At 59.8% G+C, this 15,330-nt stretch carries 10 protein-coding genes; 9 read left to right on the top strand and 1 reads right to left on the bottom strand.

The window, feature by feature from the left end; translation table 11 throughout:
• Nucleotides 1-56 precede the first annotated feature (56 nt).
• Nucleotides 57-1,499, top strand: coding sequence for a serine endoprotease DegP (gene degP / locus CPH57_RS00225; RefSeq protein WP_033641869.1), 1,443 nt, complete (start codon nucleotides 57-59; stop codon nucleotides 1,497-1,499).
• Nucleotides 1,500-1,567: 68 nt separating this feature from the next.
• Here the strand turns inward: degP and barA are convergent, their stop codons facing one another.
• Nucleotides 1,568-4,294, bottom strand: a complete 2,727-nt coding sequence (barA, locus tag CPH57_RS00230) for a two-component sensor histidine kinase BarA (protein WP_033641870.1) — start codon at nucleotides 4,292-4,294, stop codon at nucleotides 1,568-1,570.
• A 66-nt stretch (nucleotides 4,295-4,360) separates the two neighbouring features.
• Between barA and rlmD the strand changes: the two genes are divergently transcribed.
• The 8 genes from rlmD (at nucleotide 4,361) to CPH57_RS00270 (ending at nucleotide 15,321) form a co-directional block, all read left to right on the top strand.
• Entirely contained in the window at nucleotides 4,361-5,710 is a 1,350-nt protein-coding gene (gene rlmD, locus CPH57_RS00235; RefSeq protein WP_069101114.1) for a 23S rRNA (uracil(1939)-C(5))-methyltransferase RlmD, read from the top strand.
• 9 nt (nucleotides 5,711-5,719) lie between these two features.
• Nucleotides 5,720-7,951: a GTP diphosphokinase gene (gene relA, locus CPH57_RS00240; RefSeq protein WP_033641872.1), complete on the top strand. Its 2,232-nt coding sequence runs from the start codon at nucleotides 5,720-5,722 to the stop codon at nucleotides 7,949-7,951.
• A gap of 99 nt (nucleotides 7,952-8,050) precedes the next feature.
• A complete protein-coding gene (mazG, locus tag CPH57_RS00245; RefSeq protein WP_096241897.1) occupies nucleotides 8,051-8,845 on the top strand; it encodes a nucleoside triphosphate pyrophosphohydrolase in 795 nt (264 codons plus the stop codon).
• Nucleotides 8,846-9,203: 358 nt separating this feature from the next.
• Entirely contained in the window at nucleotides 9,204-10,841 is a 1,638-nt protein-coding gene (gene pyrG / locus CPH57_RS00250) for a glutamine hydrolyzing CTP synthase (protein WP_004932674.1), read from the top strand.
• An 81-nt stretch (nucleotides 10,842-10,922) separates the two neighbouring features.
• Nucleotides 10,923-12,218: a phosphopyruvate hydratase gene (gene eno, locus CPH57_RS00255; protein WP_004932670.1), complete on the top strand. Its 1,296-nt coding sequence runs from the start codon at nucleotides 10,923-10,925 to the stop codon at nucleotides 12,216-12,218.
• Between the two features lie 284 nt (nucleotides 12,219-12,502).
• On the top strand, nucleotides 12,503-13,693 hold the full coding sequence (locus CPH57_RS00260; RefSeq protein ID WP_096241898.1) for an FAD/NAD(P)-binding oxidoreductase: 1,191 nt from the start codon (nucleotides 12,503-12,505) through the stop codon (nucleotides 13,691-13,693).
• Nucleotides 13,690-14,094, top strand: coding sequence for a hypothetical protein (locus tag CPH57_RS00265; RefSeq protein ID WP_080376448.1), 405 nt, complete (start codon nucleotides 13,690-13,692; stop codon nucleotides 14,092-14,094). The genes CPH57_RS00260 and CPH57_RS00265 overlap by 4 nt, the downstream gene beginning before the upstream one ends.
• A 30-nt stretch (nucleotides 14,095-14,124) precedes the next feature.
• Nucleotides 14,125-15,321 (top strand): methionine gamma-lyase, encoded by a 1,197-nt coding sequence (locus CPH57_RS00270; RefSeq protein ID WP_096241899.1) that lies wholly within the window; start codon nucleotides 14,125-14,127, stop codon nucleotides 15,319-15,321.
• The last annotated feature ends 9 nt before the right edge of the window (nucleotides 15,322-15,330 follow it).

Here is a 15,330-nt window from a genome sequence, read left to right on the forward strand (position 1 = left end):
GAATAAGCACGCAAGACAGCCATTCTTTTTTGAACGACTTTATAAGAGACACACAGATGAAAAAAACCGCATTAGTTCTGAGCGCACTGGCATTCAGCATCGGTATGGCGATGGGCCCGGTTACGGCCAGCGCCGCTGAAACCGCGTCTTCCAGCACCCAGCAGTTGCCGAGCCTGGCGCCGATGCTGGAGAAGGTGATGCCTTCCGTCGTGAGCATTAACGTTGAGGGCAGCACCACGGTCAATACGCCGCGCATGCCGCAACAGTTCCAACAGTTCTTCGGTGAAGATTCGCCGTTCTGCCAGGACGGTTCACCGTTCCAGGGCTCGCCGATGTGTCAGGGCGCTGAACAGCCCGGACCGGATGGCCAGCAGCCGCAGGGCACGCAGCAGAAATTCCAGGCGCTGGGCGCCGGGGTGGTTATCGATGCCGCCAAGGGCTATGTGGTGACCAACAATCACGTGGTGGACAACGCCAACAAGATCCAGGTGCAGCTGAGCGACGGCCGCCGTTTCGACGCCAAAGTGATCGGCAAGGATCCGCGTTCCGACATCGCCCTGATCCAGCTGAAAGACTTCAAGAACCTGACGGCGATCAAGATGGCGGACTCCGATCAGCTGCGCGTCGGCGATTACACCGTGGCGATCGGCAACCCGTACGGGCTGGGTGAAACCGCCACCTCGGGCATCGTGTCCGCCCTGGGGCGCAGCGGCCTGAACATCGAAAACTACGAAAACTTTATCCAGACCGATGCGGCAATCAACCGCGGCAACTCCGGCGGCGCGCTGGTTAACCTGAACGGCGAGCTGATCGGCATCAACACCGCGATCCTGGCGCCGGACGGCGGCAACATCGGCATCGGCTTCGCCATTCCGAGCAATATGGTGAAAAACCTGACGGCGCAAATGGTCGAGTATGGCCAGGTGAAACGCGGCGAGCTGGGCATCATGGGCACCGAGCTGAACTCTGAGCTGGCCAAGGCGATGAAGGTCGACGCGCAGCGCGGCGCCTTCGTCAGCCAGGTAATGCCGAAATCTTCCGCCGCGAAGGCGGGCATCAAGGCCGGTGACGTGATCGTCACTATGAACGGCAAGGCCATCTCCAGCTTCGCCTCGTTCCGGGCAGAGATCGGCACGTTGCCGGTCGGCAGCAAGATGTCGCTGGGCATTATCCGCGACGGCAAGCCGATAACGATTGACGTCACGCTGGAGCAAAGCGCGCAGACCCAGGTGGCCTCGGGCAATATCTACACCGGCATTGAAGGCGCCGAGCTGAGCAATACCCAGGTCGGCAACGTGAAAGGCGTTAAGGTCGACAGCGTGAAAGCCGGCAGCGCCGCCGCGCGCATCGGCCTGAAAAAGGGCGACGTGATCCTGGGCGTGAACCAACAGCCGATCCAGAACCTGGGCGAGCTGCGTAAAATCCTCGACAGCAAACCGTCGGTGCTGGCGTTGAATATTCAGCGCGGCGATAGCCAGCTGTACCTGCTGGCGCAGTGATAAACGTCAGGCGCTAAAAGCAACAAAGGCACGCTACGGCGTGCCTTTTTGCATTATGGCCTGAGGATTCAGGCCGGTTGCGCCAGATGCGCACGCGCCGCGTGGATCACCAGTTCAATCTCATCCAACAGCTCCAGCCACTCCGGCTCCAGCTCGTCGTTGGTGATGCCCTGGCGCAGTTGCCGCTCGAGGTAGAAACACAGCTGCTTGAGGCGCGGCACGCCGCTGTAGCTGCAGCTGCCGTGCAGCTTATGGACCAGGTCGAGGATCTCGTCGTCGTGTTGCCCCTCGAGCAGCGCCTGCACCCGTTCGCGTACCTGCGGCAGGAAATCGAGCAGCATTTGCAGCAGATCGCGCGCCAGATCCGGTTTATTGGCCGCCTGGCGCAGCGCCAGCGGCCAGTCGAGCGACAGCGGGGCATCGTCGGCGACGGCGCTTTCCACGTCGCCGCTGTGGTAGCGCGACAGCACGCGGGTCAGCATTTTCTCGTCGATCGGCTTGGCCAGGTAGTCGTCCATCCCCGCCTGCAGCAGATGCTCGCGTTCGCCGCTGGCGGCATGGGCAGTGACGGCGACGATCGGCGTGGAGTTGTGGTGCGGCAGTTGGCGGATCAGTTCGCTGGCGTGAATGCCGTCCATCTTCGGCATTTGAATGTCCATCAGGATCAGATCCAGCACGTTGTTGCGCGCCAGCGCCAGCGCTTCCTCACCGCTCTCGCACAGCAGCGTTTTTTCCACCTGTTCGCCCAGCAGCGTGCCGATCAGCTTCAGGTTGGCCGGGTTGTCGTCGACCGCCATCACCGTCAGCGGCAGACGTTTACGCTCAGGCGGGGCGGCGAGCCGATCGGGCGTTTCCATTCTCAGCAGCGGGAACAGACGCGTGCTGGTGATAGGCTTGATCAGGCAGCCGAGCGCGCCTTGTTGCTTAAGCAGCTCGGCGTCGATCTGCGCCTGGCACGGCAGCGCCAGAATGACCCGATCGGCCAGCTTCAGCGAGGCCAACAATTTGTCCTGATGCTGCGCCATGTTGTCGCGGAACGGGATCGGCACGCCGGCCAGCAGGAAATCGTAATGGCCTGACGGCAGTTGGCCCAGCGTCGGCGAGTGGGTGATCACCAGCTGCGTGACGCTGAGCATGTTGAGCGTCGCCTGTGCCGCCGTCGGGTTGGACTCGATGTAGGCGAGCGTTTTGCCGTTCAGATCCGGCAGGTTCGGCGCCAGCGACAGCATGCCCTCGTTCAGATCCAGCGTGATGTGGAACCAGAAGGTCGAGCCGCGATTCAGCTGGCTGTGGAAGCAGATGTCGCCGCCCATCTCCTTCACCAGCTTTTGCGTGATCACCAACCCCAGCCCGGTGCCGCCGTGGCGGCGGGAGATGCTGGCGTCCGCCTGGCGGAACGCCTGGAACAGCTGCGACTGCTGGCGTTCGGAGATGCCGATGCCGGTGTCGTGGATCTGCACTTCCACTTCCACCCGGCGCTCCAGCTGTTTGCGCAGCTCGACGCGAATATCGATATTGCCGGTTTCGGTGAACTTGATGGCGTTGCCCAGCAGGTTGGTGATGATTTGCTGCAGGCGCAGCGAGTCGCCGATCACCTGCTCCGGCACGTCGTTGTGCACATCCAGCGTCAGCTCCAACCCTTTGTCATGGGCGCTGGGGGCCAGCAGCACCACCACTTCGTCCAGCGTTTCGCGCAGGGCGAACGGAATATGCTCCAGCACCAGTTTGCCGGCCTCCAGCTTGGAGAAGTCCAGCACGTCATTGATGATGGTCAGCAGGTTGTTGGCCGAGCGCTCGATGGTCTGCAAATAGTCGGTTTGGGTCGCGCTCAGATCGGTTTTCAGCATCTGGCGGGTAAAACCGATCACGCCGTTGAGCGGGGTACGCAACTCGTGCGACATGTTGGCCAGGAATTCGGACTTGATGCGCGCCGCCTCCTGCGCGCGTTTTTTCGCCAGATCCAGTTCGACGTTCTGGATCTCCATCTGCTCCAGCGTTTCACGCAGGTCAGACGTGGCTTGATCGATGTTCTGCTGCATCTCTTCGTGATAGGCGGTGAGCGACATCGCCATCGAGTTGATGCCGTTCTTCAGCATGTGCAGCTCGCCGAGCATGTAGCCCTCCACGCGGCTGTCGAGCTGGCCGCGGCGGATGCGATCGACGGTGTTCACCATGTTGCGGATCGGACCGGTCACGTCGCGCATCAGGCGGTAAGCGAACAGGATGGCGATGCACATGCACAGCAGCAGCAGCAGGGTGGAGACGAACACCTCTTTATACTGCTGCAGCCGCACCGACTGCAGATCCAGCTCGATCGCCACATAGCCCAGGTTGTTGTCGGGGTGGCTGCCGCCGTCGGCGGTTTCATCCGGATACTGATTTTCCGACAGGATCGGCGTGCGCAGGATCAGCGAATCGCCGCGCCGGGTGAGCATCAGTTCGGTGGGCAACGGCACGCCTTTCGGCAACTGCAGCTGGGCGAAGTTGTGGTGATAATTGGAGGTGACGAACAGGTTGTTCTGCGCATCGAACACGGTGATCGACCGCACGATGTCCGAATGGCGGCGGTGCAGCAGGCTGACCAGTTGCCTGACCGATTCGCGGCTGCGGAACGTCATGCCGTACTCGCTGGCTACCGCCAGCGGCTCGATGATGCTGGCGCCGGCGTCGACCAATTGCTCCTGCAGCTCGTTATAGCGGTGCACCACGAAGAAGGTGCTGAGCAGCAAACCAATCAGCAAGGTCGGGGCCAGAATCAGGATCATCATGCGCGCACGCAGGCTGTATTTGGTCATGGGATTCCAATGTGGGAGAATTGACAGCTGACACTAGCTTAATGAACCAGCACACAATCGACAAATATGGCGCAATTCTACTCTCCCAAACGCCGCGTGACGACCCGGCAGAGCTCACAAATCTTCACCGTGACGGTGAGCGATCTCGATCCTTTCGGCCAGGGCGTGGCGCGCCACGACGGCAAAGCGGTGTTCGTGCCGGGCGTATTGCCGGGCGAGCAGGCGGAAATCCAGCTGACCGAAGACAAGCGCCAGTTCGCCAAAGGCAAGCTCAAGCGCCTGCTGAGCCGCAGCCCGCAGCGGGTGGAGCCGCGCTGCCCGCATTTCGGCGTGTGCGGCGGCTGCCAGCAGCAACATGCGGATGAGGCGCTGCAACAGCAGAGCAAGGCGGCGGCGCTGGTGCGCATGATCGCCCGCGAAACCGGAGTAACCCCGCAACAGGAACCGGTGATCGCCGGCCCGGAATACGGCTATCGCCGCCGCGCCCGCCTGAGCCTGGCGTGGCAGCCGAAGCTGCAGCGCCTGATGATGGGGTTTCGACAGGCGGCCTCCAGCGAGCTGGTGGCGGTGGAGCACTGCCCGGTGCTGCGCCCGGAGCTGGAACAGCTGCTGGCGCCGGTGCGCGCCTGCCTGAGCGGGCTGCAGGCGGTGCGGCGGCTGGGGCATGTGGAGCTGGTGCTGGCGGATAACGGTCCGCTGCTGGTGCTGCGCCATCTCGATGCCCTGAAAGAGGCGGATCGCCAGGCGCTGTTGGCGTTTGGCGAGCGGGAAAAGGTCGCCGTTTATCTGGCGCCGGACAGCGATCGGGTGGAAAAACTGTGCGGTGAAACGCCGTATTATCAGGTTGACGGGCTACGCTTAGACTTCAGTCCGCGCGACTTTATTCAGGTCAATGACGCCGTAAACCAACAAATGGTGGCGCAGGCCCTTGAATGGCTCGACATTCAACCCAATGATCGGGTGCTGGACCTGTTCTGCGGCATGGGGAATTTCACCCTGCCGCTGGCGCGCCGCGCCGCTGCGGTGGTGGGCATCGAAGGTGTTGCCACGCTGGTAGCGAATGGGCAATATAATGCACATAAGAATAAGCTGAATAATGCGTCGTTCTTCCATGAGAATCTGGAGGACGACGTTGAGCGGCAACCTTGGGCAGCACAAGGGTTTGATAAGGTGATGCTGGATCCCGCCCGCGCCGGTGCGGCCGGGGTGATGTCACACATTGTAAAATTGGCGCCGGCGCGGGTGGTGTATGTTTCCTGTAACCCCACCACGCTGGCTCGCGACAGCAAAGTGCTGTTGAACGCCGGTTATCGTCTTGCGCGCGTGCGGATGTTGGATATGTTTCCGCACACGGGGCATCTTGAATCAATGGCGCTGTTTATCAACGAGCGCGCGCCAGAGGTCGCTGCAAAGTAGGGAGAAGTTATGGTTGCGGTAAGAAGTGCACATCTGAATACGGCGGGTGAGTTCGCTCTCGATGAGTGGATCGCCGGCTTGGGGCTACCCAACCCGCAGTCATGTGAGCGATTGGCCGCAACCTGGCGTTATTGTGAGCAGCAGACCCAAAACCATCCCGACGCCTCGCTGCTGTTGTGGCGCGGCCTGGAGATGGTGGAAATCCTCTCGACGCTGAGCATGGACAACGACAGCATGCGCGCCGCGCTGCTGTTCCCGCTGGTGGATGCCGGCATCGTGCAGGAAGAGATCCTGACGGAAACGTTCGGCAAGGGCATCGTCGCCCTGGTGCATGGCGTGCGGGACATGGACGCTATTCGCCAACTGAAAGCCACCCAAAACGACTCGATGGCCTCCGAACAGGTCGACAACGTGCGCCGCATGCTGCTGGCGATGGTGGAGGATTTCCGCTGCGTCGTCATCAAGCTGGCGGAGCGCATCGCCCACCTGCGCGAGGTGAAAGACGCGCCGGAAGACGAACGCGTGCTGGCGGCGAAAGAGTGTTCCAACATCTATGCGCCGTTGGCTAACCGGCTCGGCATCGGCCAGCTGAAGTGGGAGCTGGAGGATTTCTGCTTCCGCTACCTGCACCCGGAAGAATACAAGCGCATCGCCAAGCTGCTGCATGAGCGCCGCATCGATCGCGAACAGTTCATCGACGACTTCGTCGCCGGGCTGCGCGCCGAGATGGCCAAAGAAGGCATTCGGGTGGAGATTTACGGCCGGCCGAAACACATCTACAGCATCTGGCGCAAGATGCAGAAAAAGCACCTGGCGTTCGACGAACTGTTCGACGTGCGCGCGGTGCGCATCGTGGCGGAGCGTCTACAGGATTGCTACGCGGCGTTGGGCATCGTGCATACCCACTTCCGCCACCTGCCGGACGAGTTCGACGACTACGTCGCCAACCCGAAACCCAACGGCTACCAGTCGATCCACACCGTGGTGCTGGGGCCGCGCGGCAAAACCGTCGAGATTCAGATCCGCACCCGGCAAATGCATGAAGACGCCGAGCTGGGCGTGGCCGCACACTGGAAGTACAAAGAGGGCGCGGGGGTTACCGTGCGCTCCGGCTATGAAGAGCGCATCGCCTGGCTGCGTAAGCTGATCGCCTGGCAGGAAGAGATGGCGGACTCCGGCGAGATGCTCGACGAAGTGCGCAGCCAGGTGTTCGACGATCGGGTCTATGTATTTACCCCGAAAGGCGACGTGGTCGATCTGCCGGCCGGCTCCACGCCGCTCGATTTCGCCTACCACATTCACAGCGACGTTGGTCACCGCTGCATCGGCGCCAAGATCGGCGGCCGCATCGTGCCGTTTACCTATCAGCTGAAGATGGGCGATCAGATTGAGATCATCACCCAGAAACAGCCGAACCCGAGCCGCGACTGGCTGAACCCGAACCTGGGCTACGTGACCACCAGCCGCGGGCGCTCGAAGATCCACAACTGGTTCCGCAAGCAGGATCGCGACAAGAACATTCTTGCCGGCCGCCAGATGCTGGACAACGAGCTGGAACACCTCGGCATCAGCCTGAAAGAGGCCGAGAAGCTGCTGATCCCGCGCTACAACATGAACTCGCTGGACGAGGTGCTGGCGGCGATCGGCGGCGGGGACATTCGCCTGAACCAGATGGTGAATTACCTGCAGGGCAAGTTCAACAAGCCGAGCGCCGAAGAGCAGGATCGCGAGGCGCTGCGCCAGCTGGTGCAGCAGAAAGCGCCGCCGCCGGCCCGCAACAAGGATAACGGCCGCGTGGTGGTGGAGGGCGTGGGCAACCTGATGCACCACATCGCCCGCTGCTGCCAGCCGATCCCGGGCGACGACATCGTCGGCTTTATCACCCAGGGGCGCGGCATCTCGATCCACCGTGCGGACTGCGATCAGCTGGCCGATTTGCAATCGCATGCGCCGGAGCGCATCGTCGATGCGGTGTGGGGAGAAAGCTACTCCAGCGGTTATTCGCTGGTGGTGCGCGTGATGGCCAACGATCGCAGCGGGCTGCTGCGCGATATCACCACCATTCTGGCCAACGAAAAGGTCAACGTGCTGGGCGTCGCCAGCCGCAGCGATACCAAGAAGCAGTTGGCCACCATCGATATGGACATTGAAATTTATAACCAGCAGGTGCTGGGCCGGGTGCTGGCGAAGCTGAACCAGCTCCCGGACGTGATAGACGCCAAGCGTCTGCACGGCAACTAACTCCTGCGCCTTTCGGGCCGCATCCGAGGTTGATGCGGCCCGAACTCCATCAGTTCCGGCGGACATGTCCGTGCGCCCCCATTTTCTCAGAGATTTTTTATGACTCAATCCACTTCGCTGCAGCGCCTGCTGAACATCATGAAAACGCTGCGCGACCCGCAGAACGGTTGCTCATGGGACCGTAAGCAAACCTTCGCCACCATCGCGCCCTACACGCTGGAAGAGACTTACGAAGTGCTGGACGCCATCGAACGGCAGGACTACGCCGATCTGCGCGACGAACTGGGCGACTTGCTGTTCCAGGTGGTGTTCTACGCCCAGATGGGGCAGGAACAGGGGCTGTTCGATTTTGATGAGGTGTGTACCGCCATCAGCGACAAGCTGGAGCGCCGTCATCCGCACATCTTCGGCGACGCCGAGGGCGGAGACAGCGAAGCCGTGGCGGCGCGCTGGGAGCAGCTCAAGGCCGGCGAGCGCGCCGAAAAAGCGCTGCACTCAGTGCTGGACGACATTCCGCAGGCGTTGCCGGCGTTGATGAAGGCGCACAAGATCCAAAAACGCTGCGCCTCGGTCGGCTTCGACTGGAACACGCTGGGGCCGGTGCTGGACAAAGTGTATGAAGAGATCGACGAAGTGATGCACGAAGCCCGCCAGGCGGTGGTCGATGAGCGTAAACTGGAAGAGGAGATCGGCGATCTGCTGTTCGCCACGGTGAACCTCTCGCGCCATTTGGGCCACAAGGCCGAGAACGCATTGCAGGCGGCCAACCGCAAGTTCGAACGCCGCTTCCGCGAGGTGGAGGCGATCGTCAAGCAACGCGGGCTGCGGCTTGAAGACGCCACGCTGGAGCAGATGGAAGACGCCTGGCAGCAGGTGAAACGCCAGGAAAGTTGAATCGCTGCAACGACAATGTTGAATGTTGATCACAAACAAGGTTCACTCAAGCTGAAACGGTTAAGCTTACGGTCAGGTCACAGGCGCAGGGCTGCCGTCGGCAGCAAAAGGCCAACAAACTGAAATCTAAGGTGTTTTATCGCTCGAGAGGGGCGGTAAAAAGAAATTTTCTCCGCTAACTCTTTGTATTTCCTGGAGGGTTTTGGGCGCGCCGGCGGAGTAAACCCTGATGAACACGGGAGGGCGGCCGAGATGATGGACAGCAAAACGATCGTTTGTAGGTCAGGAGAGGTTCGGGTATACTACTTTCCCGTCCTGGTTCTTCCATCGTCTTTAAACCTAAACTCTCAGGTTCAGCATGACAACTAATTATATTTTTGTGACCGGCGGGGTCGTATCCTCTCTGGGTAAAGGCATTGCCGCAGCCTCTCTGGCGGCTATTCTTGAAGCCCGTGGCCTCAACGTTACCATCATGAAACTGGACCCGTACATCAACGTGGATCCGGGCACCATGAGCCCGATTCAGCATGGGGAAGTTTTCGTCACCGAAGACGGCGCAGAAACCGATCTGGATTTGGGTCACTACGAGCGCTTCATCCGCACCAAAATGTCGCGTCGCAACAACTTCACCACCGGCCGCATCTACTCCGACGTGCTGCGTAAAGAACGCCGCGGCGACTATCTGGGCGCGACCGTGCAGGTCATTCCGCACATCACCAACGCGATCAAAGAACGCATCATCGAAGGCGGCGAAGGCCATGATGTGGTGCTGGTGGAAATCGGCGGCACCGTCGGCGATATCGAATCGCTGCCGTTCCTCGAAGCCATCCGTCAGATGGCGGTGGAAGTGGGCCGCGAGCACACCCTGTACATGCACCTGACGCTGGTGCCGTACATGGCGGCGGCGGGCGAAGTGAAAACCAAGCCGACCCAGCATTCCGTAAAAGAGCTGCTTTCCATCGGTATTCAGCCTGATGTGCTGATTTGCCGTTCCGACCGCGCGGTTCCTGCTAACGAACGCGCGAAAATCGCGCTTTTCTGCAACGTGCCGGAAAAAGCGGTTATCTCTCTGAAAGACGTTGATTCTATTTATAAAATCCCAGGCCTATTGAAATCTCAGGGGCTGGACGATTATATTTGTAAACGATTCAGCCTGAACGCGCCGGAAGCCAACCTGGCCGAATGGGAACAGGTGATCTACGAAGAAGCCAATCCGGGCGGCGAAGTGACCATCGGTATGGTCGGCAAATACGTTGAGTTGCCGGACGCCTACAAGTCGGTGATCGAAGCGCTGAAGCACGGCGGGCTGAAAAACCGTCTGACCGTGAACATCAAGCTGATCGACTCGCAGGACGTGGAAACCCGCGGCGTGGAAGTGCTGAAAGGGCTGGACGCGATCCTGATCCCGGGCGGCTTCGGCTACCGCGGCGTGGAAGGCAAAGTGATGACCGCACGCTATGCGCGCGAGAATAACATTCCTTACCTGGGCATTTGCCTGGGCATGCAGGTGGCGTTGATGGAGTTCGCTCGCAACGTGGCGGGGATGGAGAACGCCAACTCCACCGAGTTTATGCCAGACTGTAAGTACCCGGTGGTGGCGTTGATCACCGAATGGCGCGATGAAGACGGCAACGTCGAAGTGCGCAGCGAAGAAAGCGATTTGGGCGGCACGATGCGCGTAGGTGGCCAACAGTGCAACCTGAGCGACAACAGCCTGGTGCGTCAGCTGTATGGCGAACCGACCATTGTCGAGCGTCATCGTCACCGTTACGAAGTTAACAACATGCTGTTGAAGCAGATCGAAGCCGCAGGGCTGCGTGTCGCCGGTCGTTCCGCCGACAACAAGCTGGTCGAGATCATTGAACTGCCGAATCACCCGTGGTTTGTGGCCTGTCAATTCCACCCGGAATTTACATCGACGCCGCGTGATGGGCATCCGCTGTTCGCCGGCTTCGTGAAAGCCGCAGGCGAGCATCAGAAGCGCCAGGTGAAATAAAATATTTGGTAGGCGGCGCGCGGTGAAAACCGCGCGCTGTTTGTCTGGAGTTTTAGTTTAACTTGTACTGAGGAAAACCTAATGTCCAAAATCGTTAAAGTCATCGGTCGTGAAATCATCGACTCCCGCGGTAACCCGACTGTTGAAGCCGAAGTTCATCTGGAAGGCGGTTTCGTCGGCCTGGCTGCTGCGCCGTCAGGTGCTTCTACCGGTTCCCGCGAAGCGCTGGAACTGCGTGACGGTGACAAGTCTCGTTTCCTGGGTAAAGGCGTACTGAAAGCCGTTGCTGCAGTAAACGGTCCGATTGCTCAGGCAGTACTGGGTAAAGATGCCAAAGACCAGGCGAACATCGACAAGATCATGATCGAGCTGGACGGCACCGAAAACAAATCCAACTTCGGCGCCAACGCCATTCTGGCGGTTTCCCTGGCAGCAGCGAAAGCGGCCGCAGCCTCTAAAGGCATGCCGCTGTACGAGCACATCGCTGAACTGAACGGCACCCCAGGCAAATTCTCCATGCCACTGCCGATGATGAACATCATCAACGGCGGCGAGCACGCTGACAACAACGTCGACATTCAGGAATTCATGATTCAGCCGGTTGGCGCGAAGACCCTGAAAGAAGCGGTGCGCATCGGTTCCGAAGTGTTCCACCACCTGGCGAAAGTTCTGAAAGCCAAAGGCATGAACACCGCCGTGGGCGACGAAGGCGGCTATGCGCCAAACCTGGGCTCCAACGCCGAAGCGCTGGCGGTTATCGCTGAAGCGGTAAAAGCGGCGGGCTACGAGCTGGGCAAAGACGTCACTCTGGCGATGGACTGCGCGGCTTCCGAATTCTACAAAGACGGTAAATACGTGCTGGCCGGCGAAGGCAACAAAGCCTTCACTTCCGAAGAGTTCACTCACTTCCTGGAAGAGCTGACCAAACAGTACCCAATCGTGTCTATCGAAGACGGCCTGGATGAATCTGACTGGGCGGGCTTCGCTTACCAGACCAAAGTGCTGGGCGACAAAATTCAGCTGGTGGGCGACGACCTGTTCGTGACCAACACCAAGATCCTGAAAGAAGGCATCGAGAAAGGCATCGCTAACTCCATCCTGATCAAGTTCAACCAGATCGGTTCTCTGACCGAAACGCTGGCGGCTATCAAGATGGCGAAAGACGCCGGCTACACTGCGGTGATCTCTCACCGTTCCGGTGAAACCGAAGACGCAACCATCGCCGACCTGGCGGTAGGGACTGCAGCTGGCCAGATCAAAACCGGTTCCATGAGCCGTTCTGACCGCGTTGCCAAGTACAACCAACTGATCCGCATCGAAGAAGCGCTGGGTGACCGTGCGCCGTTCAACGGCCTGAAAGAAGTTAAAGGCCAGTAAGTTCGACCGATTCGGTTGCTAAATAAAAACCCGCCGCGGCGGGTTTTTTTATGGCTGACGTCCCGATGTTAACCCTGTTTTATTTATTAATAATCGCTGCGTTTAACCTAATAATTTTATTGTGCAGTTTTCTTGCCGGTTTTTATATTCCGTTTTTATTTGCTTTATAATTATTCGTTACTAGAATGCCAATAAGGCGGCGTTATTTTTTTCTTGCCGTTAAATATCGCCATCATCGTAATGCGTTCTTTCATACTGCCGGGTTTCGGCTGGGGGAGGGCCAGATGCGACAGCGAGTCGTCATTGTCGGCGGTGGAACCGGCGGCACCATGCTAGCCAATCTGCTGGCCGTGAAATTGCACAGGGAAATTCTCAATAATAAAGTTGAGTTATTAATGATTTCGGATTCGCCGCTGCATTATTACAAGCCGGCGTTTATGTATGTTGCATTCAATAATTTTTTCAAGCAGGAGCTCACGCGTTCACAGCGGAGTTTATTGCGGCCGGAAATACAGTTTGTCGTCGATAAAGCGGAATCTTTTGATTTAAAACAGCGGTATATCATTACGCAAAGCGGCAAGCATTATCCGTATGACTTCCTGGTTTTCGCCACCGGCTGCGTGCCCTGGCCGGAGCGCATCGAAGGGTTGGCGCAGGCGGGCGATCATTTCTACCAGTATCAGGCCGCGCGGCGGTTGGCGCATAAGCTGGCGACGATCGAGAAAGGCCGCATTTTCATCACCGTGTCCTTCCCTGAAACGCCTAATGTGCCCCATCAGTGCGGCATCGCGCCGATCGAAACCACCCTGATGCTGGACGACTACCTGCGGCGGCGCGGCGTGCGCAAGGCGGTGGAGATCGTTTATACCTATCCAACCATTTCTCAACTGCTGCGCAACTGTCTGTTTTTACAGCGCCCGACCGGCGAGGCGCTACCCGCCATTTTTGCCGCGCGCGACATTCGCCACCAGCGTGGGTTTACCCTCAGCCGGGTGGACGCTCAGCGCAACATCGCCTATTCCGCCGAGGGGGAAGAACAGCCGTTCGACATTCTGATGGCGACGCCGCCCATCCGTGCAGTGGAGGCGGTGCGCAATACCGGGTTGAGCGAGAGCCAAAACGGCGAAGGCTGGCTGCCGACCGATCATCAAACGCTGCAGGTCTACGGACAGCAGGGGGTGTATGTCATAGGCGATACCGTGGATTTGCCGGTCAGCAAGGCCGGCGGCTCTTGCCATAATCAGGCGCCGGTCATTGCCGACAACATCGTGGCGGAAATGCGGCTGGGCCAAACCGTGAGCCATTATGACGGCAAGGTGCAGGCGGTCGCGCAAATGGGGCTGAATGCCGGCATGCCGCTGGTGTACGACTACCGTCACGACGTGCTGCCGACGCCCGCCACCAAGGCGGGCGGCATGCTGCGCAACGGGTTCAACCGCGGCCTTTACTGGGCCACGGTAAGGGGGCTGATATGACGGAAAGCACGGTGCACGCGGCTGACCTGCAATCATTGGCGGCGTTGCTCGAGAAACTGCAGCCGCTGCTGGCGGGCGGCCGTTTGGATAACGTGATCGATCTGTTGTCGCTGCTGTCGGACGCGGTGGACATCGCCGACAACGCGCTGGTAGAGAAACTGGCCGGCGTCTTTGAAGGTTTGGTGACCATCGGTTGGGAAGGCGGAACGGCGCTGCAGATGGCGCACAGCGAGCTGCAATTGAATCCTCCGCCGGCCAGTTTTCGCGCGCTGTATGCCTTGCTGAAGCAGCCGGATACTCTGCTGGGGTTGACGCTGCTGCTGCGTACTTTACAAATCATCGGCCAGCGCACGCGAGACAGCGCATTGCCGCCGGCCCTTTCGGATGAATCAAAAAATTAAGCTTCACCCACTCAGGTAAGGAGTTGTGTTATGTCCGCTACAGCAGTTGGCCACGACTTTGCCACCCGGGCTATTCATTACGGCTACGATCCGCAGCGGTATCAGGGGGCACTGTCTCCGCCGGTGTTTATGAGCTCTACGTTTGCTTTTCCCACTGCAGAATACGGCGGCGCCTGCTTTGCCGGCACCGAGCCGGGGTACTTTTACTCGCGCATCGTCAATCCGACGTTAAACCTGCTCGAGCAACGCATCGCCAACCTGGAGGAGGGGGAGGCGGCGGTGGCGTTCGCTTCCGGCATGGGGGCGATCACCGCCTGTTGCTGGACGCTGCTCAGACCGGGCGATGAGCTGATTGTCGACGAAACCGTGTATGGCTGCACCTTCAGCTACTTTCATCATGGCCTGGCGCGCTTTGGCGTCAAGATAACCCACGTTGATCTGACCCGGCCGGAGCGGCTGGCGGCGGCCATTGGACCGCGTACCCGCCTGGTGTATTGCGAAACGCCGGCCAATCCCAATATGCGTTTGATCGATATCGCCGCCGTGGCGGAGATTGCCCATCGGCATCAGGCGCTGTTGCTGGTGGACAACACCTATTGCACGCCCTATCTGCAGCGGCCTTTGGCGCTAGGCGCCGATATCGTGGTGCACTCGGCGACCAAGTACCTCGGCGGACACGGCGATCTCCTGGCCGGAATAGCGGTGACGCGTCAGGCGTTGGCCGAGGCGATCCGTCTGGAGGGGCTAAAGGACATGACCGGGGCGGTACTGTCGGCGCAGGATGCCGCGCTGGTGCTGCGCGGGATGAAAACCCTGCCGCTGCGCATGGATCGTCATTGCGATAACGCGCAGCGCCTGGCGGAGATGTTGGCGGAGCATCCGGCGGTCGAGCGGGTATATTACCCCGGCCTGGCGAACTTCCCGCAGCATGCGTTGGCGCAGCGGCAAATGGCGCGCCCCGGCGGCATGCTGGCGTTTGAGCTGCGGGGCAGCCTGCGTGCGGGCATTCGTTTCCTCAACGCGCTGCAGCTCATCTTGCGCGCGGTCAGCCTGGGCGATTGCGAAAGCCTGGCGCAGCACCCGGCCAGCATGACGCACTCGGCCTACACGCCGGAAGAGCGGAAACGGCACCACATCAGCGAGGGGCTGGTGCGGTTGTCCGCCGGGCTGGAGGCGTTTGACGATCTGCAGGCGGATATCCTGCAGGCGTTGGCGCAGGCGCAATAAAAAACCCGC

Origin of the sequence: Serratia sp. JKS000199 (assembly GCF_900215455.1) — a bacterium.
Lineage (GTDB): Bacteria > Pseudomonadota > Gammaproteobacteria > Enterobacterales > Enterobacteriaceae > Serratia > Serratia ureilytica.

Bases quoted from the DNA above. Each gene is read 5' to 3' on its own strand.
- CPH57_RS00260 (WP_096241898.1), top strand. From the start codon at position 12,503: ATGCGACAGCGAGTCGTCATTGTCGGCGGTGGAACCGGCGGCACCATG.
- barA (WP_033641870.1), bottom strand. From the start codon at position 4,294: ATGACCAAATACAGCCTGCGTGCGCGCATGATGATCCTGATTCTGGCC.
- mazG (WP_096241897.1), top strand. From the start codon at position 8,051: ATGACTCAATCCACTTCGCTGCAGCGCCTGCTGAACATCATGAAAACG.
- CPH57_RS00270 (WP_096241899.1), top strand. From the start codon at position 14,125: ATGTCCGCTACAGCAGTTGGCCACGACTTTGCCACCCGGGCTATTCAT.
- degP (WP_033641869.1), top strand. From the start codon at position 57: ATGAAAAAAACCGCATTAGTTCTGAGCGCACTGGCATTCAGCATCGGT.
- CPH57_RS00265 (WP_080376448.1), top strand. From the start codon at position 13,690: ATGACGGAAAGCACGGTGCACGCGGCTGACCTGCAATCATTGGCGGCG.
- eno (WP_004932670.1), top strand. From the start codon at position 10,923: ATGTCCAAAATCGTTAAAGTCATCGGTCGTGAAATCATCGACTCCCGC.
- relA (WP_033641872.1), top strand. From the start codon at position 5,720: ATGGTTGCGGTAAGAAGTGCACATCTGAATACGGCGGGTGAGTTCGCT.
- rlmD (WP_069101114.1), top strand. From the start codon at position 4,361: ATGGCGCAATTCTACTCTCCCAAACGCCGCGTGACGACCCGGCAGAGC.
- pyrG (WP_004932674.1), top strand. From the start codon at position 9,204: ATGACAACTAATTATATTTTTGTGACCGGCGGGGTCGTATCCTCTCTG.